Source organism: Nocardioides sp. P4_G10, from assembly GCF_056401175.1.
On sequence record NZ_JBFUJV010000009.1, the window covers coordinates 83,460 to 101,874 of the forward strand.

The window sequence follows — 18,415 nt, forward strand, 5'->3', positions numbered from 1 at the left end:
GCGTCACTCCTCGGCCGGGGGTTCCCAGCGGTGCAGGGCCGGGTCGTCGGCCCGGAAGCTGCGAACCGGTCCCGGCGGGGTGTCGGCGGTCTCGAACCGCACCGTCACCACCCCCGAGCCGGAGCCCCACACCCAGCCTGCGCCCATCTCGTCGTGCACGACGTCCGCACCCGGCGGCCACGTGCGGCGTGGCGGCTCGGGGAGCACCACCTCGACCTCCTCGTCCTCGGCCGTCTCGCCGAAGAGGTCCTCCTGCACCCAGTCGGCGAGGCCGGAGACGCCGACACCGAGGAGGCGTACGCCGCCGGTGGTGTCGAGGTCGGAGAGCAGGGAGCGCGCGATGCGGGCGATGGTCGCTCCGTCGTCGGTGGGACTCGTGAGGGTGCTCGACCTGTTGAGGGTGGTGAAGTCGTAGAGGCGGACCTTGATGGTGACCGTTCGCCCGGAGATGCCGTTCTTCCGCATCCGGGTGCCCACCTCGCGGGCCTGCCGGCTCAGCAGCCCCTCCATCAGCTTGCGGTCGGTGAGGTCGGAGTCGTAGGTGCCCTCGACGCTGATCGACTTGGCCTCACGCTCGGAGACCACCGGTCGGGAGTCCTGCGCCCGGGCCAGCTGCCAGAGCCCGTGGCCCTGGGCCTGGCCGAGCAGCCGCACCAGCTCGCCCTCGGCGACGGCCTCGAGGTCGGCGACGGTGTGGATGCCTGCCCGCCGGAGCCGCTCGGCGGTGGCCGGGCCCACGCCCGGGATGACCTTGACCTTCATCGGCCGGAGCAGGTCGAGCTCGGTGCCGGGAGCGACGACGGTCATCCCGTCCGGCTTGTCCAGCTCGCTCGCGACCTTGGCGAGGAATTTCGACGACGCGATGCCGACGGTCGCGGTCAGCCCGCCGGACACCTCCTGCACGCGGCGCCGGAGCTCGGCTCCCGCCGCGGTCACGGTCTCCACCTCGAGGTCGGGGAGATCGGCGGCGGCGAGGTCCACGAACGCCTCGTCGAGCGAGAGCGGCTCGACCAGCGGCGACAGCTCGCGCAGGACCTGCATCACCTTCTTGCTCGTCTCGCGGTAGGCGTGGAACCGGCCGCTCAGGAACGCCGCGTGCGGACAGCGGGCCCTCGCCTCGCGGCCCGACATCGCCGACCCGACGCCGAACTCGCGGGCCTCGTACGACGCGGTGGACACCACGCCCCGACCGCCGGTGCCGCCGACGATGACGGGCTTGCCGCGCAGCGACGGCTTGTCGCGTTGCTCGACGGCGGCGAAGAAGGCGTCCAGGTCCAGGTGCAGGATCGACGCGGTGCTGCGCATCAGCCGGTGAGGCCGGGGGAGGACAGCGTCGTCACGCGACCATCCTCCCGCATCCTCCCACCGGCCGGCGGTGCCCCCGGGGTCCGGTCGCGCGCCACGAACCGTCCACAGGAGCGCCGGATCCCCGCCAGTCCACAGGCTGTCCGACCGTGGGGCGTGGGGGGTCGGTGCTCCCGGGCAACGTCACCGGCATGGAACCCCACGACCTCGCCCCCATCCCCCCGTCCGCCTCCTCGTCCTCTGTGCAGCCCACCACGATGAGGGTCCGCACCCCGGGCGACATCGCCGCCTTCGTGCCGCTCGCCATGGGCTTCGTGCCCCAACGGTCCGTCGTCGTGGTGAGCGTCGGCGCCCTCGGGGGCGGCATGCACGCCCGCGTCGACCTGCCCCACGACCCGGACGACGTCGATGACGTGGTCGAGGCGCTGCTCCGGCCCGCGCGGCGCAACGGCGTGCGCGACGTGGTCGTGGTGGTCTACGACGACGAGACGACGGTCGCCGACGAGGCGGCCTGGTCGGTCCACGAGGAGTTCACCGCCGCGGGCATCGGCGTCCGCGAGGTGCTGCGCGTCCACGACGACCACTGGTACGCCGTGCTGCCGGGGGCGCCACTGGCCGCCTACCGCGGCGTCCCGTTCACGCGCGCCGACCACCCGTTCACCGCGCAGGCCGTCTTCGAGGGGAGGGTCACCCACGCCAGCCGGGAGGCGTTGCGGGAGACGGTCGCGCCGGACGCCGCGGCGGTCGCGCGCAGCCTGCCCCACCTCGTCGACGCGACGCCGCTCCCACCCGGCGCCCTCACGGCACTGGTCCRCCGACACGTCCGCGCCGGCACCACCTTCACCGCATCCGAGCTGGCGTCCGTCGTGGCCAGCGTCCGCACGGGGGAGCGGCGCGACGAGGCATGGGCGTGGCTCGGGCGGGTCGACGCGCGGCAGGCCGTCGAGCTCTGGGCCGACGCGGTGCGCCGCCTTCCGGCCACCCACGTGGCCGGCCCGGCCGCCGTGCTGGCCTTCGCGGCGTGGCTCGCCGGTGACGGTGCGCTGTCGTGGTGCGCCGTCGACCGGTGCCGCGAGAGCGAGCCCGCCCACTCGCTGGCGGGCCTCGTCGCGCAGCTGCTCGAGTCGGCGACCCCGCCGGACACGTGGGCCACGCTGCAGCCCGAGGTCGGGGCGAGCGGAGACCCGGCTGCGTGAGACCAGCCCTGTGGACGGTTTCCGGCAGGGGGGCGCGTGACTAGGGTGCCGTCATGGGCGAAGAGGTCGATCAGCAGGAGTTCAGCCGGGCCGACCGGACGCGCCACCGCGAGAAGGTGCGGCGCAACCTCGACGTGTTCGCGCGCATGCTGCGTGAGGCGGCCTTCGAGACCGACGACCCGATGACGGGGCTCGAGATGGAGCTCAACCTCATCGACGACGCGGGCGACCCGGCCCTGAAGAACGCCGAGGTCCTCGAGGCCATCGCCGACCCGGACTTCCAGACCGAGCTCGGCCAGTTCAACATCGAGATCAACGTGGCGCCGGCCAAGCTCCGCGAGGGCGGCCTCTCGAAGTTCGAGGACAGCCTGCGCCGCTCGCTCAACGACGCCGAGGAGAAGGGCTCCAAGGTCGGCGCCCACCAGGTGATGATCGGGATCCTCCCGACGTTGGCCGAGGGGCACATGAACGTCTCCTCCCTCAGCTCCAACCCGCGCTACAAGCTGTTGTCCGAGCAGATCCTCGCCGCGCGCGGGGAGGACATCACCATCAGCATCTCCGGCAAGGAGCGGCTCACCACGACGTCGGACTCGATCGTCCCGGAGGCCGCCTGCACCAGCACGCAGTTCCACGTGCAGACCTCTCCTGACCAGTTCGCGGCCCACTGGAACGCCGCCCAGGCGATCGCCGGTGTGCAGCTGGCGGTGTCGGCGAACTCGCCCTACCTCCTCGGCAAGGAGCTGTGGCGCGAGACCAGGATCCCGCTGTTCGAGCAGGCGACCGACACCCGCAGCGAGGAGCTCAAGGCCCAGGGCGTCCGGCCACGCGTGTGGTTCGGCGAGCGGTGGATCACCTCGGTGTTCGACCTCTTCGAGGAGAACGTCCGCTACTTCCCGGCGCTGCTGCCCGTGACCGACGAGGAGGACCCCCTGGAGGTTCTCGAGTCCGGCGGCACCCCGGCCCTCCACGAGCTCAAGCTTCACAACGGCACGATCTACCGCTGGAACCGTCCGGTCTACGACATCGCGGACGGCGTGCCGCATCTCCGCGTGGAGAACCGCCTGCTGGCCGCTGGGCCGACCATCGCCGACACCATCGCCAACGCGGCGCTCTGGTTCGGCCTGGTCCGCTACCTCGTGGAGAGCGAGCGCCCGCTCTGGTCGCAGATGTCGTTCTCCGCCGCCGAGGAGAACTTCCACGTCGCCGCCCAGATGGGCGTCGACGCCCAGGTCTACTGGCCGGGCCTCGGCCAGGTCCGCGCCACCGAGCTGGTGCTGCGGCGCCTGCTCCCCATGGCGCGCGCCGGGCTCGACTCGTGGGGCGTCCCCTCGGAGGAGAGCGACCGCTACCTCGGCATCATCGAGCAGCGCTGCCAGACCGAGGCCAGCGGCGCCGGGTGGTTCGTCGACCGCGTCCGCGAGCGCGGGGGAGTGGACCGCTACGACGCCCTCCGGGCGACGCTGCTCGACTACACCGAGCGCATGCACAGCAACGAGCCCGTCCACACCTGGGACTGACGCCCCGGTCCGGGTCTTCTCCCGCCGGGCACCGAGCGGGCGGTGGCTGACCCACACGCCGCCGGTTCGGAATGTGGCTGGCGCACCGCCGCTCAGGTCAGCGGCGGGCTGACAGCGGGCGTGGCCGCAGCCGGCGCCACTCCCGGCGTACGTCGCTGACGGGGTCGAACCACCCCCGGCGGGTCACGACGACCAGCCCGACCGGCATCCCCAGCGCCTGGGCGGCCCAGGCAGCCGGGCCGAGCCACCGCAGGTCGTCGTCGTGCGGGCTGAGCTCGCCGGGCCGGGTCAGCCACAGTGCCGGGCGCGGGGTGAGCGAGGCCGCGGTGCGCAGGAGTGCGAGGACGACGTCTGCGCGCAGGCCGGCGTCGGGCAGGGGCGGGTCCTCGACGTGGCGCGCACACCGCCCCGGCACCCCCGCGTGGAGGGTCACCGGGAAGAGGCGACGCTCCTCGTCCTCGACCAGCGCGAGGGTGGCTGCTCGCAGGACGGCGTGCGTGTGCCGGTCGACGGGTGCCTGGAGCGCCGGCTGCTGCGCGAGCGGTGGGGCCACCGGTCAAGACTGCCTCAGCGCCGAGCGTCAGACCCACCCCTCCACAGGCTGCCGAAGGCCAACCGTTTCCGTTACGGTGCCAGCAGGCCAGCGGCAGGCGCCGCGGCCCCGAGAGGAGACACCATGGGCACCGTCGTCGTCGGATACGTCCCCAAGCCGGAGGGTGAGGCCGCCCTTGCTGCCGGTATCAACGAGGCCAAGCTGCGCGGGAGCAAGCTGGTCGTGGTGAACTCCCACCGGGGTGGGCAGGACTACGACGGATCCGCCGCCCGGGCCGCCGAGGACGAGATGACCGGGATCCAGAAGCGGCTCGAGGAGGCCGGCGTCGAGCACGACGTCCGCCAGCTCGTCCGCGGCTTCGAGCCCGCCGAGGACCTGATCAGCATCGCCGAGGCCAACGGTGCCGAGCTGCTGGTCATCGGACTGCGCCGGCGCTCGCCCGTCGGCAAGCTCATCCTCGGCAGCAACGCCCAGCGCGTGCTCCTCGACGCCCCCTGCCCGGTCCTGGCGGTCAAGGCCCAGTAGTCCCGCCCCGGTCCCGCCCAGACGTCCGGCGGAGCAAGCGGCCCGCGGCGGGCGTACGTCGGGCAGGATGGCCCCATGGGCTTCCAGATCACCGGCGACCCCGCCGCCGACAAGGTTCTCGACGACTCCGCGTTCGCGCTGCTCGTGGGCATGATGCTCGACCAGCAGTACCCCATGGAACACGCCTTTCGCGGTCCGGCGAAGGTCCTGGACCGCTTCGGCACGGTCGAGCCCGACGCGATCGCTGCGGCCGACCCCGAGGAGTTCGCGGCGATGGCGTCGACTCCGCCGGCCATCCACCGCTTCCCCGGCTCGATGGCCGCCCGCCTGCAGGAGCTGGCGCGCATCGTCGAGGAGACCTACGGCGGTGACGCCTCCCGGTTGTGGACCGAGGCGGCCGACGGCAAGGACCTGCTCAAGCGCGTGATGGCGCTCCCGGGCTTCGGCAAGCAGAAGGCGCAGATCTTCGTCGCGCTCCTCGCCAAGCAGCTCGGCGTACGACCCGACGGCTGGGAGGCCGTGGTCGGCGACTACGCGCTGGAGGGACACCGCTCGGTCGCCGACGTGGTGGACGCGGAGTCGCTGCAGAAGGTGCGCGACTTCAAGAAGGCGAAGAAGGCTGCCGCGAAGGCCCCGAGCTGAACGACGTGTCGACGGCGCCCTGGAACGGCGTGTGACACGCGCGGTCGGCGGCCGGATGTCGGGCCGTCTGGAAGGCCGTGGCAGAATGACGACGCGGCTCTTGACGTCACCGGGCCTCGCCGCGCCCCGAAGTTGCTCGACGAGAGGTGTTCGTGTCCTCACACGCACGCAAGTTGCTTCCTTCAGAGGTGCTCACGCACCCCTCCATCGCTGCCCTGGTTGCCGGTGCTGTTCCCACCGGCACCGTGTCCCCCGAGGACGTACGGCGCGCCAGTGACGAGGCCGGGGTCGAGCCCCGGCACCTGAAGGCCCTGCTGGTGCACCTCAGCGGCCTCGGGATCTCGGTCCAGATCGATGCTTCGGGCATGCGTGCGGTCGCGGCGACCAGCAAGCGGACCGCGACCTCGTCCGCCGCCAAGAAGGCGCCGGCCAAGAAGGCCCCCGCCAAGAAGGCAGCCGCTGCGGCCGATGCCAAGCCCGCCGCCAAGACGGCCGCCAAGACTGCGGCGCCGGCGAAGAAGACGGCTGCCAAGAAGGCCGCGGCCGACGAGGTCGTCGACCTCGGCACCGTCGAGGCGCCCGTCGTGGGCCCCGACGGCAAGAAGCTTCTCCCGGACATCCCCGACGAGGTCTTCGAGAAGGACGTCGCCAAGGACCCGACGATCAAGGAGGACGAGAAGCAGGCCTTCACCGTCTCCGCGGCCGACGAGACCGACGAGCCCGAGCAGCAGGTCATGGTGGCCGGTGCCACCGCCGACCCGGTCAAGGACTACCTCAAGCAGATCGGCAAGGTCCCCCTCCTCAACGCCGAGATGGAGGTCGAGCTCGCCAAGCGCATCGAGGCCGGCCTCTTCTCCGAGGAGAAGCTCGCCAAGGGTGGCCGGATCAGCCCGAAGATGCTCGAGGAGTACGAGTGGATCGCCGAGGACGGTCGGCGGGCGAAGAACCACCTGCTCGAGGCCAACCTGCGACTCGTCGTCTCGCTGGCCAAGCGCTACACCGGTCGCGGCATGCTCTTCCTCGACCTGATCCAGGAGGGCAACCTCGGCCTGATCCGTGCGGTCGAGAAGTTCGACTACACCAAGGGCTACAAGTTCTCGACCTACGCCACGTGGTGGATCCGCCAGGCGATCACCCGCGCGATGGCCGACCAGGCCCGCACGATCCGCATCCCGGTGCACATGGTCGAGGTCATCAACAAGCTCGCGCGCGTCCAGCGCCAGATGCTCCAGGACCTGGGCCGCGAGCCCACGCCGGAGGAGCTGGCCAAGGAGCTCGACATGACCCCCGAGAAGGTCATCGAGGTCCAGAAGTACGGCCGCGAGCCCATCTCGTTGCACACGCCCCTCGGCGAGGACGGCGACTCGGAGTTCGGTGACCTGATCGAGGACTCCGAGGCCATCGTCCCGGCCGACGCGGTCTCGTTCACCTTGCTCCAGGAGCAGCTGCACGCGGTCCTCGACACGCTGTCCGAGCGTGAGGCCGGCGTGGTCTCGATGCGCTTCGGGCTCACCGACGGCCAGCCGAAGACCCTCGACGAGATCGGCAAGGTCTACGGCGTGACCCGCGAGCGGATCCGTCAGATCGAGTCGAAGACCATGTCGAAGCTGCGCCACCCGAGCCGGTCGCAGGTCCTCCGCGACTACCTCGACTGAGCTCGACCCTCTCCACGCGTCACGAGCAGCGTCGCCCTACGGGGCGGCGCTGCTCGTCATTTCGGCCACCTCGGCGCGAGCCTTGACGCGGTCGGAGACTGCGAGCAGGATCGAAACGCGAATCCTCTTTCGCGTTTCCTTCTCGGGAGGCACCCATGCTCGGACGACCCCTGCGTACGTCGGCGCTCGCCGGCGCCCTGCTCCTTGCGGCCACGGCCCTGGCTGCACTCGCGCCACCGGCTCAGGCCGACCCGCTCCCGCCGACTGCCGTGGCGATGGGCGACAGCTTCATCAGCGGCGAGGGCGGAGGGGCCTATCAGGCCGTCACGGATCAGTCCGGTGCCGCCCAGGGCTTCCCCGGGTGGTCGGCCGCCAACAGCAACCCCTACTTCTGCCACCGCTCGGCCAACGCCTCCATCCAGGTGGCTGCCCTGCCGGGGATCTCGCAGCGGGTCAACCTGGCCTGCTCGGGCGCGCAGCCGGCTGACATGGCCTCGCCCTCCAGTGCCCGGCCGGCGGGGCGTACGGTCGCCGCCCAGATCGAGCAGCTCCGGGCCGTCGCGCGGACCGGCGACATCGACCTGGTCCTGCTCGGCCTCGGCTCGAACAACAGCCAGTTCACCTTCGGCGGGGTCGCCGCCGAGTGCGCCGGTCGGTTCGTCGCCGACGGCTACACCGGCTGGTGGGAGGTCTGGATCCACTTCATCAACTGGGTGACCGGGGCCGAGCTCAACGAGCGCGCGTGCTCCGACGCCGACTTCGCCACCGCGGCCGAGGTCTCCGCAGCTCGCGCCGAGACCACGGCTGCCGTGCGCCAGGTGCTCGACGTGCTGGACGAGATCGACGCCGACGGCCAGCACCAGGTGGTGCTGCAGGACTACACCAACCCGCTGCCACCGGTCTACGCCGAGCAGTACCGCACCGAGGATGGCCGGAGCGACACCCGCGACAAGTACCGCGCGCTCGTCGACGAGAGGTACGCCGCTGGCTGCCCCGCCGACATCGACTCGCTGGCACCGGCGCACCGGTTCAGCCAGAACCTCGGCAGCATCGTGTCGGGGGTCGCGTCCACGCTCCAGGCCGAGCGACCCGGCGCCAGCATCACCTACCTCAACGTGCAGCGGGCCTTCGACGGGGCGCGACTGTGCGAGAAGCCGGGCAGCCCGGGCAACGCACTGGCGACCCCGCTGCGGGTGATGGACGGACCGAGCGGGGTCCACGTCCAGAGCTTCACGCCCTTCGACAAGTTCGACATCAAGCGCGTCACCGACACCTGCTCGGACTACTACCAGACCTGCCAGGAGTCGTGGCACCCCAACGCTGCCGGGCAGCAGGTGCTGGGCCAGTGCCTGAGCGGCGCCTGGACCGGGCACCGTGCGAGCGTCAGCTGTGTGCGCAATGCATCGGGAGTCGTGCTCGTCCAGTGAGGGTGACCCCGCAGCAGCTGCGGTCTCAGGAGACCGTGGACAGGATCCTGGTCGCCGCCGACGAGGAGATCGGCGAGCGGGGCCTGTCCGGCGCGAGCACCACCCGCATCGCCGCCCGTGCCGGGCTGTCGGTCGGGGCGCTCTACCGGTTCTTCCACGACAAGGAGTCGATCGCGGACGCACTCGCCCAGCGCTACCTCGAGGCGGTCACGCCGGCCTACGCAGAGGCTGTCTCCGGCGTGTCGTCCGTGGCCGACCTCGACACGGTGGTGGGTGAGCTTGTGAGGCGGGCGGCGGAGCTCCAGACCCACCACCCTGGCTACTACCGGCTGACCGAGGACCTCGCGCCCGAGCGCGGGGACTCGCCGGCCAACTCGGTGCGCGAGCACCTGATCGGCCTGTTCTCCCAGGCGCTGCGCCGCGCGGGCGTGACCACACCCGTAGCCGAGCTCCGCGCGGTGGTCGAGCTCTGCATCGAGACGGTCCGCCACACCTTGGCCCGCCACCCGGCGGGCGACCCCGGCCGGGAGACGTCGCTTGCCGAGGTGGAGGTGATGCTCCGGGCCTACCTCGCCGCCCGGCTACGGTGACCGCATGCCCGCCCCGCGCCGCACCGCCTCCGCCGGTGCGGTCGCTGCGCTCCTCCTGACGGCGTGCACCGGCCCGTCCGGCGACGGTCGCGATCCGGGAGGGGGCGCGCCGACGCCGGCGCCCACCGGGCGGACGGACGGGGCGACCGAGACACCGACGGCGGCCCCGTCTCCTACGGCGGACGAGCCGCTCGCCGCCGATGACGTCGATCCCGCGACCGCGGACCGCGCCGTACGCCGCCTCGCCGGCAGGATCGGTCCGCGCGAGGCGACCGGTCCGGCGTACGACCGCGCCGCCCGCTGGGTGGCTGGTGAGCTGACCCGGCTCGGGTACGACGTCGCCCGCCAGCGCGTCGACGTACCCGCGGGCGAGTCGTGGGGCGTGAGCGTCCCGGCCGGACGCTCGGCCAACGTGGTCGCGACGCCGCCCGGGTTCGACCCGGCCGAGCCGCACCTGGTGGTCGGCGCGCACCTCGACACGGTGCCTCAGGCACCCGGCGCCGAGGACAACGCCTCGGGAGTCGGGGTGATGCTCGCGGTGGCCGAGGCGGCCTCGGTGCGCCGCACCCGCCTGCCGACGGTGTTCGTGGCGTTCGGCGCCGAGGAGCCGCGCGGACCCACGGACGACGACCACCACTACGGGTCACGGCACTACGTCGAGCGGCTCGGGCCCCGGGAGCGGGCGGCGGTGCGGGGGATGGTCTCCCTCGACCGGGTCGGGGTGGGCGACCGGGTGCCGGTCGGGTCCGCCGGAGACACCGACCCCGTGCAGCGGGCACTGCTGGCAGCGGCCCGGCGTGCGGGCGCCGCCACCGTCGCCGAGGCCGGGCAGCGCAGCAGCGATCACTGGTCGTTCGTCCGTGCCGGGCTGCCGGGCGCGCGCCTGGGCTCGACGCCGTACACCGGTTACCACTCGGCGGGCGACGTGCCGGCCGTCGTGTCGCGGGCGCAGCTCGAGCGGGTCGGCCGGATCGTCGCCGCGTGGTTGGCCCCCCGTTGATGCTCGGTCACCCCAGTCCGGCGCACTCGCGCAGCGCCGCGCGGCGGTCCCGGGAGGCCGCTGCTGCGGCTCCGGAGTCCGGGGTGGCAAGCCCGTCCGCGCCGATCGTCGCCGGCCACCAGTGGGATGCGGTGACCCGCGCCCGCCCCGCCGGCTCCCGCGGCGGCTGGACCGTCAGCGTGAGGACGCCGGTGGGGCCGGGGGAGTACCACGCGAAGTTGCCCAGCCCGTAGGCGACGTAGCCCGGTCCGAGGCGTCCGTCGCCCTGCAGCTCGTGGGCGTGGCTGCCCACGACGAGGTCGGCGCCGGCTCCGACCAGCCGACGCGCCAGCGAGCGCTGGTCGGCGGACGGGCAGCGCTCACCCTGGACGCCCCAGTGCAGGTAGGTGACGACCACGTCCGCCTCGGCGTCCGCACGTCGTACCTCCCGGAGCAGGCGCCTCGGATCGTTGGCGTCCGCGACACCGGGCGTGCCCGGACCTGCCGCCCACGCGCCGGTGGGGTCGGCCGTGGGGTCCTGGTCGGCGGCGGAGGCGGCGATCGTCGCCACGCTCGTGCCGTCCACGTCAGTGACGGCCGGGGCGAAGGCCTCGTCCTGGTCGGCGCCGATCCCGACGACGGCCAGCTCAGGCCGTGCCGCGGCCGCGGCCCGCAGGGTCGACGGGAGCCGTGCCCGACCGAGGTCGAGGGCGTGGTTGTTGGCCATGCTCGCGACGTCGATCCCCGCTGCGGCCAGCGCCTCGAAGGCAGCCCTGCCGGCGGAGAAGACGAACCGCTTGCCCGGCTCGGGGCGCCCACCCGAGCCGACGGAGGTCTCGAGGTTGACGATCGCCACGTCGGCGGCTGCCAGCGCGGTGGTGGCCGGCGCCAACGCCGAGGCCGGGCGGAGCAGGCGCGGCGCCAGCGCGCCCTCGAAGTGCACGTCTCCGGCGACGGCGATCTCCACCGGAGCCGGACGGGGCTCACGAGGGGCGGGCGCCTCGGTGGTCGGGGACGGGGTCTCGGTCGTCGAGCCGGCCGGGGCACGGGACGACTCCGGGGACGACGGCTCGGCGGTCGGTCTGCAGCCCGCGGCCGCGCCGCCGACGACCAGCGCGAGCACCGCGCCGCAGCGGCGTACGTCCCTGCCGACGGCCCCGGTCATGGCGTCATGGTGCCACCGAGCACCCGGCACACCACCCGAAGTGGGTGGGGCGTTGTGGGCGGACGATGACACACTCAGGGCATGAGAACTCGGATCTCGCTCCTGGCCGTCCCTGCGCTGGCGCTCGTCGCTGCCACGGCGGCGCCGGCGCACGCGGAGTTCTACCGCATCGACGACCCGGCCGACGCCAAGGGATCGCTGACCGACATCTACGGGCTCGAGGCCAACCACGGGGCCGACAACGTGAGCGTCAAGGTGCGCTTCAACGAGCTGATGCGGACCAGCGCGGCCGGCGTCTCCGTCTTCTTCGACACCGACCGCGACTCCAAGGGACCGGAGTACGTCCTGAGCAGCGGCCTCGGCGACGGGACCGACTACGTGCTGACCGAGGCCGACGGGTGGCGCGGCAGCGACGACCGGGTCCGGTGCGACTACTCGGCCCGGCCCAAGTGGGGTCGGGACCTGTTCCGCGCCGTCGTCAGCCGTGACTGCTTCGACCGGGCGCCGTCGGTGCGGGTCTCGGTCAAGATGGTCGACCAGGCGGACGGCTCCCACCCGGTCGTCGACTGGGCCCCCAAGCGCCAGCGGTGGACCCTCCCGATCGCGTCGGGGCTCGGCGCCTGACCGACGGGTGCCGTCAGGCGGCCGCGACCAGTCCCACCGCCAGGCCGCAGAGCGCCAGCCCCAGCGCCTGCGTTGCGTGGACGCGCTCGCGCAGCACGAGTGCCGCGAGGGCGATGGTCACGGCCGGGTAGAGCGACGTCACCACGGACGCGATCGTCAGCAGTCCGGTCTGGGTGGCCAGGAGGAACGCGGCGGCTGCCGCGGTGGACAGCACGCCCGCGACCGCACCCCACGCCTGCGAGGGGTGGTCGGGGACCCAGCGTGCACCCAGCACGGCCGCGGTGAGGGCGACCGCGACAGCGCCCACCCCCTGGGCGACCGCCAGTGGTGCGAATCCCGCCGCCTCGGGCACCTGCCCCATCGCGGCGAACAGCAGCCCGAAGCCCACGCCGGCGAGGACACCGTCGAGGATCCCCGCCGCGAGGTCGCCCGAGCCGCCGGGCTCCCGGCTCACCAGCCAGATCCCCGGGACGGCGGCCGCGATGCCGGCCCACACGAACAGGGCGGGTCGCTCGCCAGTGGCGATGCCGACGCACACCGGCAGGAGTGCGGCACCGACCGCCGAGATCGGCGCGACGACGCCCATCCGTCCGGCTGCCAGGCCCCGGTAGAGGAACGCGCCGCCCACCCCGCTGCCGACGCCGGCGAGGGCGCCCCACGCGAGGTCCGTGCGGGTGGGTGAGCCCTCGGTCAGCAGGGCGAGGCCGACCGCTCCCACGAAGGCCACGCTGGTTCCGACGAAGGCGACCGGCCACGCCGACGTACGACGCGCGGCGAGGCCGCCGACGAAGTCCGAGAGCCCGTAGGCGACGGCTGCCGCGAGCGAGAGCAGGACGGCCACGGCGGGGACCTCAGGTGGCCACGACGCCGGCGACCCACACGATCGCCGCGAGGGAGGCCGCCACGAGCTCGATGAGGATCGAGACGCCCACGGCGCGCAGCGCGCCCTTCGTCGAGGGCCAGGCCAGTGCCCCGCCGACCCGCGCCCGCTCGGCGACGTAGACGCCGAGGACGAACCCGATGAACATGCCGATGACGGGGATCACGAAGAACCCGATGAAGCCGAGCAGCGCGCCGACGAGCAGCGTGCGGTTGGGCACGCCGGCGGTCTTGAGCTGCCGGCCCGGCACGAGGTACTTCACGACCGATCCGCCGACGAGGAGCAGAGCGCTGACGGCGAACACCGCCCAGGCCGTCGTCGTACCGACCTCGAGGGTCCAGACGAAGATGGCGCCGAGCACCAGGATCGTCCCGGGCAGCACGGGCACGATGATGCCCGCGATGCCGACGGCGATCGCGATGGAGATGAGGATCTCGGTGGGGCTCACGGGGCACAGCCTCCCAGACGTCGTACGCGAGGTCGGACGAGGACACAGAACGGCCCCGGAGAGCGTGTCCGGGGCCGTTCGGAAGAGTCAGTCGGGGTGGGGCGGTGGGTGCGGTCGGTGTGGCTCAGGCCTCGCTGCTCGCGGAGGGGGTGTCCAGCTTGTGGGTCTCGTCGTGGACGGCCGCGGCGATCTCGCGGAGCTTCTCGCCGTGCTCGCGGGCGTGGTGCGCGCAGAAGAGCAGCTCGCCGCCGGTCTGGAGCTCCACCCGGAGGTAGGCCTGGGCGCCGCAGCGGTCGCAGYGGTCACCGGCCGTGAGGACGGCCTGGGTGGGTGCGGTGGCAGTGGTCACGTCAGCCTCATTTCTGTGTTCATCGGTGTCTGGCCCAACGTAGCCAGTGGGACAAAGATTCCCTGCTGTCGTTTCAGGTTCGAGAACTCTTCAAGTCAATCACGTCACACCGTTCCCCGCTGGCGTTGTCCTCAAGCGTGGACGAGCCGTTGCGGAAGCGATACCTGTCCGATGCCCACGCTAGACCGGACCATGCGCGACCGGGGGCAGGCGTGCCTCCGTCGGCGCCCGGCGTGTCGCGGGTAGGTTCTTCCCTTGTGGCAGCACCGGCAGACAACACGTACAACGCCGCACACCTCCTCGTCCTCGAGGGGCTCGACGCGGTCCGCAAGCGACCCGGCATGTACATCGGCTCGACCGACACGCGCGGCCTGATGCACTGCCTCTGGGAGATCATCGACAACGGCGTGGACGAGGCCCTGGCCGGCGTCGCGCACTCCGTCGAGGTGACGCTGCACGACGACGGATCGGTCGAGGTGTACGACGACGGTCGCGGCATCCCGACCGACAAGGAGCCCAAGACCGGCCTGTCGGGCGTCGAGGTCGTCGCGACCAAGCTGCACGCCGGCGGCAAGTTCGGCGGCGGGTCCTACGTCGCCACCGGCGGCCTGCACGGCGTCGGCCTGTCCGTGGTCAACGCGCTGTCCGCCCGGATGGACATCGACGTCGACCGGTCGCCGTCGCAGCAGGGCCTGTCCTTCCAGCGGGGTGTGCCCGGCGTCTTCGACGGTGACGGGCCCGGCGCGGCGTTCACCCCGCAGTCCGGCCTGACCCGCAAGGGCAAGCGGGTGGCGAAGGGCCGGACCGGCACCCGGGTCCGGTTCTGGCCGGACCGGCAGATCTTCACCAAGGACGCCCGCTTCGAGATGGAGGGCCTGATCGGCCGCGCCCGGCAGACGTCGTACATCGTCCCGGGCCTCGAGCTCGTCATCCGCGACCAGCGCTCCTCGGAGATGGTGGAGGAGAAGTTCCGCCACGACGGCGGCATCGCGGAGTTCGTCGAGTTCCTCTCCCACGGCGAGCCGGTGACCGACATCCTGCGCCTGCAGGGCACCGACACCTTCACCGAGACGGTGCCGCTGCTCGACGACAAGGGGCACATGACGCCCCAGGAGGTCGAGCGCGAGCTCACCGTCGACGTCGCGGTGCGGTGGGACACGGCCTACGACACCGAGCTGCGCTCGTTCGTCAACGTGATCGCGACGCCCAAGGGCGGCACCCACGTCAGCGGGTTCGAGGCCGCGCTGACCAAGACCTTCAACGACTCGATGCGCGCCGCCAAGGTGCTCAAGGCCGCCGACACCGACGTCATCAAGGACGACGTGCAGGAGGGTCTCACCGCTGTGGTGACCGTGCGGCTCGCCGAGCCGCAGTTCGAGGGCCAGACCAAGGAGATCCTCGGCACACCGGCCGCGCGGAGCGTCGTGCGCAAGGTCGTGGCCGCCGAGCTCAAGGCGTTCCTCACCTCCACCAAGCGGGCCGAGAAGGCCCAGGCCAAGCTGCTGATGGAGAAGGTCGCAGGCGCGTCGAAGACCCGGCTCGCGGCCCGCCAGCACAAGGAGAACCAGCGGCGGAAGAACGCGCTGGAGTCCTCTGCGCTGCCGGCCAAGCTCTTCGACTGCCGCAGCACCGACACCGAGCGCACCGAGCTCTTCATCGTCGAGGGCGACTCGGCGATGGGCACCGCGAAGGCGGCGCGGAGCAGCGAGTTCCAGGCGCTGCTGCCGATCCGCGGCAAGATCCTCAACGTCCAGAAGGCCACCGTCGGCGACATGCTCAAGAACGCCGAGTGCGCCTCGATCATCCAGGTCGTCGGCGCCGGATCGGGCCGGACCTTCGACCTCGAGGCGGCCCGCTACGGCCGGATCATCCTGATGGCCGACGCCGACTCCGACGGTGCCCACATCCGCTGCCTGCTCGCGACCCTGTTCTTCAAGTACATGCCCGAGCTCGTGCGCGACGGCCGGCTCTTCTCGGCCGTGCCGCCCCTGCACCGCATCGAGCTGTCGAACCCCAAGAAGGGGATGGACAAGTACATCTACACGTACTCCGACGACGAGCTGCAGCGCAAGCTCGCCGAGCTGAAGAGGAAGAACGTGCGCTGGAAGGACCCGGTCCAGCGCTACAAGGGCCTGGGTGAGATGGACGCCGACCAGCTGGCCGAGACCACCATGGATCCTCGCCACCGCACGCTCCGCAAGCTCACCATCGACGACGTCGACGAGGCGAGCAAGGTCTTCGACCTGCTGATGGGCTCCGACGTGGCCCCGCGCAAGGAGTTCATCGTGCAGGGCGCCTACGAGGTCGACGTGGAGACGCTGGACGCATGATGGACGTCGGGGTCGTCGAGCTCCTGGTGCTCGTGCTGCCGCTGTGGGTGCTGTCCGCCGCCATCGTCTACTGGATCGTCCGGCTCGCGGTGCGTCACGGCACGCTGGACGCGTACCGGATCGACCGCGTCGACCAGCGCATCGGGCGGATGAAGGCTGCCGAGGGCCGGAGCCGCGAGGCCGCGGGCGACGTCGAGCCCGAGTGAGCGCGGAGCCGTGGGGTCACCGGATGACCTCAGGACTCCACCGTCTGACGGAAGCGCTCATCCATCGGTGTCCCGTGACGCGGCAGCACGGGGGAGCGGACCGAGCAGGAGCAGCCCTCCGAGCACGGCGGTGCTGCTGAGGGAGACCGTGGCCCGAACGCCGCCCACGTACCGACGTACGCGCCGATCAGGGCGGTGACCCACAGCAGGCCGCGCCTCAGCCCGAGGCTCATCGGAGGGCCGCCAGCCACTCGGCGTAGGTCTGCGTCCCGTTGTCCGCGCCGGCGCCGGTGACGAGTCCKCCGTTGCGCATCACCCGGCCGAGCGCTCCCGGCACGGGCACGGCGACGACCCGGGCCGGCCGGCCGGTGGCCCGCGCCCAGCCGCGGACCATGTCGACCATCCGCTCACGGCGCGGGCCGCCGAGGTCGGCGACCCGGCCCGACGGGCCCGCCTCGGCGAGCTCGACGAGCCGGACGGCCACCTCAACCGCCGCGACTGGCTCGGAGACCATGCGGGGTACGACGACGAGCGGGCCGAGCGTGATCGCGCCGTAGATCTGGGCGGCGAACTCGTGGAACTGCGTCGCCCGGAGGATCGTCCACGGGACCGGTGACTGCTCGACGAGCTCCTCCTGGAGGGCCTTGCCGGCGTAGTAGCCGGTGGGCGCCTCGTCGATGCCGACGATCGAGAGCGCGACGTGGTGCCCGACGTCCGTCCGGGCCTCGGCGGCCAGCAGGTGGCGGGTCACCGCGCCGAAGAACGCCCGCGACTCGCCGGAGTCCTGGGTGGCCCGCGAGGTCACGTCGATGACGACGTCCACGCCGCGCAGGACGTCGTCGAGGCCGGTGCCGGCCACCAGGTCGGTGCCCCGGCGACGGCTCAGGACGACGACCTCGTGGCCGCGTCGCCTCGCGACGTCCACGACGTGGTGCCCGACCGTGCCGGTGCCGCCTGCGACGGCGATGGTGAGGGGCGGGGAGGAGGGGTGGTCGCTCATGCCCCCTTCGACCGGGTGTCCGGCCGGGGTGTGAGGTCAGTCGAGCGTGTCGTGCGTCTCGTCGTCGCGCTCGCCCCACGTGGCGAGCTTGTCCGGGTTGAGCGTCACCCAGACGTTGCTGACGAGCCCGCCGCGGACACGGAAGGTCACGACGGCGGCGACCGTGCCGGCCCTGCGCAGCACCATCCGCGCCTCGTTGCCGTCGTCCTCCAGGCTGGCGACGAGGTCGGTGGCCTTGCGGAACGCTCCGGTGAGGAAGCGGGCGACCCGGTCGGCGCCGACGACCGGGCGCAGCGCGGCGCGCACCCGTCCGCCGCCGTCGCTGATGACCGTCACCCCGGGGTCCAGCCGTTCGATGAGCGCCGTGACGTCGCCGGTCAGGCAGGCATCGACGAAGGACTCGACGACCTCGCGCTGCTGGACCGGGGTGGAGTCGCGGCGGCGCTCGTCGTCGACATGCTTGCGGGCAGTGGAGGCGAGCTTGCGGACGGCCTGGGGTGTGCGCCCCACCATCTCGGCGATCTCGTCGAACCGGTAGCCGAAGACGTCGTGCAGCACGAGGGCGACCCGCTCGGCGGGGGTCAGGGAGTCCAGCACCACCATGAGCGCCATCGTGACCTCGTCGGCCAGCGCCGCCTGCTCGGCGGGGTCGGTGGACGCGGCCTCGGCTCCACGGCCGAGGGGCGAGCCCGCCGACAGGGGTTCGGGAAGCCACTCGCCGACGTACGACTCGCGCCGGTGGCGGGCCGAGTCGAGCACGTTGAGGCACACCCGGGTCATGGCAGTGGTGAGCCAGGCCGCCGGGTTGCGGATCCCTGCCTGCTCGTCGGCGCCGAGGCGGTACCAGCGGACGTAGGTCTCCTGGACGGCGTCCTCCGCCTCTGCCCGGCTCCCGAGCATCCGGTAGCCGATCGCGAGGAGACGGCTGCGCTCGTCGAGCAGCTGGGCCACGCTCGTGTGCTGGTCGTCCTCGGGAGCGGGGCGGGGGTCGCGGTGGTCGGCCACGGGCTCATCCTCTCGTCGG

General features: G+C 72.5%; 19 protein-coding genes. 11 read left to right on the forward strand and 8 right to left on the reverse strand.

The window, feature by feature from the left end:
• Positions 1-3: 3 nt before the first annotated feature.
• Complete coding sequence (locus tag AC1DP1_RS11720) at positions 4-1,305, reverse strand: DNA polymerase IV (protein ID WP_477507004.1); 1,302 nt, start codon at positions 1,303-1,305, stop codon at positions 4-6.
• A 191-nt stretch (positions 1,306-1,496) separates the two neighbouring features.
• On the opposite strand from AC1DP1_RS11720, the gene AC1DP1_RS11725 reads away from it, so the two are divergent.
• Positions 1,497-2,501 carry a DUF4192 domain-containing protein gene (locus AC1DP1_RS11725; protein WP_477507005.1) on the forward strand — a complete coding sequence of 335 codons (1,005 nt, stop codon included), beginning with the start codon at positions 1,497-1,499 and terminating at the stop codon, positions 2,499-2,501.
• A gap of 53 nt (positions 2,502-2,554) precedes the next feature.
• On the forward strand, positions 2,555-4,018 hold the full coding sequence (locus AC1DP1_RS11730; RefSeq protein WP_457189392.1) for a glutamate-cysteine ligase family protein: 1,464 nt from the start codon (positions 2,555-2,557) through the stop codon (positions 4,016-4,018).
• 97 nt (positions 4,019-4,115) lie between these two features.
• Here the strand turns inward: AC1DP1_RS11730 and AC1DP1_RS11735 are convergent, their stop codons facing one another.
• A complete protein-coding gene (locus tag AC1DP1_RS11735; RefSeq protein ID WP_457189390.1) occupies positions 4,116-4,571 on the reverse strand; it encodes a hypothetical protein in 456 nt (151 codons plus the stop codon).
• 123 nt (positions 4,572-4,694) lie between these two features.
• On the opposite strand from AC1DP1_RS11735, the gene AC1DP1_RS11740 reads away from it, so the two are divergent.
• From AC1DP1_RS11740 to AC1DP1_RS11765, 6 genes are all read left to right on the forward strand, one after another.
• On the forward strand, positions 4,695-5,096 hold the full coding sequence (locus AC1DP1_RS11740; RefSeq protein ID WP_477507006.1) for a universal stress protein: 402 nt from the start codon (positions 4,695-4,697) through the stop codon (positions 5,094-5,096).
• Between the two features lie 75 nt (positions 5,097-5,171).
• Complete coding sequence (locus AC1DP1_RS11745; protein WP_477507007.1) at positions 5,172-5,738, forward strand: HhH-GPD-type base excision DNA repair protein; 567 nt, start codon at positions 5,172-5,174, stop codon at positions 5,736-5,738.
• A gap of 146 nt (positions 5,739-5,884) precedes the next feature.
• On the forward strand, positions 5,885-7,393 hold the full coding sequence (locus AC1DP1_RS11750) for an RNA polymerase sigma factor (protein WP_477507008.1): 1,509 nt from the start codon (positions 5,885-5,887) through the stop codon (positions 7,391-7,393).
• 155 nt (positions 7,394-7,548) lie between these two features.
• Complete coding sequence (locus tag AC1DP1_RS11755) at positions 7,549-8,820, forward strand: SGNH/GDSL hydrolase family protein (protein WP_477507009.1); 1,272 nt, start codon at positions 7,549-7,551, stop codon at positions 8,818-8,820.
• Between the two features lie 35 nt (positions 8,821-8,855).
• On the forward strand, positions 8,856-9,410 hold the full coding sequence (locus AC1DP1_RS11760; RefSeq protein ID WP_477507010.1) for a TetR/AcrR family transcriptional regulator: 555 nt from the start codon (positions 8,856-8,858) through the stop codon (positions 9,408-9,410).
• 4 nt (positions 9,411-9,414) lie between these two features.
• Positions 9,415-10,410, forward strand: a complete 996-nt coding sequence (locus AC1DP1_RS11765) for a M28 family metallopeptidase (protein WP_477507011.1) — start codon at positions 9,415-9,417, stop codon at positions 10,408-10,410.
• Between the two features lie 7 nt (positions 10,411-10,417).
• Here the strand turns inward: AC1DP1_RS11765 and AC1DP1_RS11770 are convergent, their stop codons facing one another.
• The gene (locus AC1DP1_RS11770; protein ID WP_477507012.1) at positions 10,418-11,554 is read right to left on the reverse strand and encodes a CapA family protein; all 1,137 of its coding nucleotides are present in this window, start codon (positions 11,552-11,554) and stop codon (positions 10,418-10,420) included.
• 81 nt (positions 11,555-11,635) lie between these two features.
• Between AC1DP1_RS11770 and AC1DP1_RS11775 the strand changes: the two genes are divergently transcribed.
• Complete coding sequence (locus tag AC1DP1_RS11775) at positions 11,636-12,178, forward strand: hypothetical protein (RefSeq protein WP_457189376.1); 543 nt, start codon at positions 11,636-11,638, stop codon at positions 12,176-12,178.
• 13 nt (positions 12,179-12,191) lie between these two features.
• Here AC1DP1_RS11775 and AC1DP1_RS11780 read toward each other — a convergent pair whose 3' ends face one another.
• From AC1DP1_RS11780 to AC1DP1_RS11790, 3 genes are all read right to left on the reverse strand, one after another.
• The gene (locus AC1DP1_RS11780; RefSeq protein ID WP_477507013.1) at positions 12,192-13,019 is read right to left on the reverse strand and encodes an EamA family transporter; all 828 of its coding nucleotides are present in this window, start codon (positions 13,017-13,019) and stop codon (positions 12,192-12,194) included.
• A 10-nt stretch (positions 13,020-13,029) separates the two neighbouring features.
• On the reverse strand, positions 13,030-13,506 hold the full coding sequence (locus AC1DP1_RS11785) for a DUF456 domain-containing protein (protein WP_191195748.1): 477 nt from the start codon (positions 13,504-13,506) through the stop codon (positions 13,030-13,032).
• Between the two features lie 124 nt (positions 13,507-13,630).
• Positions 13,631-13,855: a DUF7455 domain-containing protein gene (locus tag AC1DP1_RS11790; protein WP_477507014.1), complete on the reverse strand. Its 225-nt coding sequence runs from the start codon at positions 13,853-13,855 to the stop codon at positions 13,631-13,633.
• 257 nt (positions 13,856-14,112) lie between these two features.
• Between AC1DP1_RS11790 and AC1DP1_RS11795 the strand changes: the two genes are divergently transcribed.
• Positions 14,113-16,185 carry a DNA gyrase/topoisomerase IV subunit B gene (locus AC1DP1_RS11795; RefSeq protein ID WP_457189370.1) on the forward strand — a complete coding sequence of 691 codons (2,073 nt, stop codon included), beginning with the start codon at positions 14,113-14,115 and terminating at the stop codon, positions 16,183-16,185.
• The gene (locus AC1DP1_RS11800; protein ID WP_477507015.1) at positions 16,182-16,391 is read left to right on the forward strand and encodes a hypothetical protein; all 210 of its coding nucleotides are present in this window, start codon (positions 16,182-16,184) and stop codon (positions 16,389-16,391) included. Before AC1DP1_RS11795 ends, AC1DP1_RS11800 begins: the two co-directional genes overlap by 4 nt.
• 229 nt (positions 16,392-16,620) lie before the next feature.
• Here AC1DP1_RS11800 and AC1DP1_RS11805 read toward each other — a convergent pair whose 3' ends face one another.
• Both AC1DP1_RS11805 and sigJ read right to left on the reverse strand, forming a co-directional pair.
• A complete protein-coding gene (locus AC1DP1_RS11805) occupies positions 16,621-17,391 on the reverse strand; it encodes an SDR family oxidoreductase (RefSeq protein WP_477507016.1) in 771 nt (256 codons plus the stop codon).
• A 36-nt stretch (positions 17,392-17,427) separates the two neighbouring features.
• Positions 17,428-18,396, reverse strand: coding sequence for an RNA polymerase sigma factor SigJ (gene sigJ / locus AC1DP1_RS11810; protein WP_477507017.1), 969 nt, complete (start codon positions 18,394-18,396; stop codon positions 17,428-17,430).
• Positions 18,397-18,415 lie beyond the last annotated feature (19 nt).

What these genes read in the sequence shown, in the direction of transcription:
- AC1DP1_RS11720 (WP_477507004.1), bottom strand. Translation starts at nt 1,305, where the DNA reads ATGCGCAGCACCGCGTCGATCCTGCACCTGGACCTGGACGCCTTCTTC.
- AC1DP1_RS11730 (WP_457189392.1), top strand. Translation starts at nt 2,555, where the DNA reads ATGGGCGAAGAGGTCGATCAGCAGGAGTTCAGCCGGGCCGACCGGACG.
- AC1DP1_RS11740 (WP_477507006.1), top strand. Translation starts at nt 4,695, where the DNA reads ATGGGCACCGTCGTCGTCGGATACGTCCCCAAGCCGGAGGGTGAGGCC.
- AC1DP1_RS11745 (WP_477507007.1), top strand. Translation starts at nt 5,172, where the DNA reads ATGGGCTTCCAGATCACCGGCGACCCCGCCGCCGACAAGGTTCTCGAC.
- AC1DP1_RS11755 (WP_477507009.1), top strand. Translation starts at nt 7,549, where the DNA reads ATGCTCGGACGACCCCTGCGTACGTCGGCGCTCGCCGGCGCCCTGCTC.
- AC1DP1_RS11765 (WP_477507011.1), top strand. Translation starts at nt 9,415, where the DNA reads ATGCCCGCCCCGCGCCGCACCGCCTCCGCCGGTGCGGTCGCTGCGCTC.
- AC1DP1_RS11770 (WP_477507012.1), bottom strand. Translation starts at nt 11,554, where the DNA reads ATGACCGGGGCCGTCGGCAGGGACGTACGCCGCTGCGGCGCGGTGCTC.
- AC1DP1_RS11775 (WP_457189376.1), top strand. Translation starts at nt 11,636, where the DNA reads ATGAGAACTCGGATCTCGCTCCTGGCCGTCCCTGCGCTGGCGCTCGTC.
- AC1DP1_RS11800 (WP_477507015.1), top strand. Translation starts at nt 16,182, where the DNA reads ATGATGGACGTCGGGGTCGTCGAGCTCCTGGTGCTCGTGCTGCCGCTG.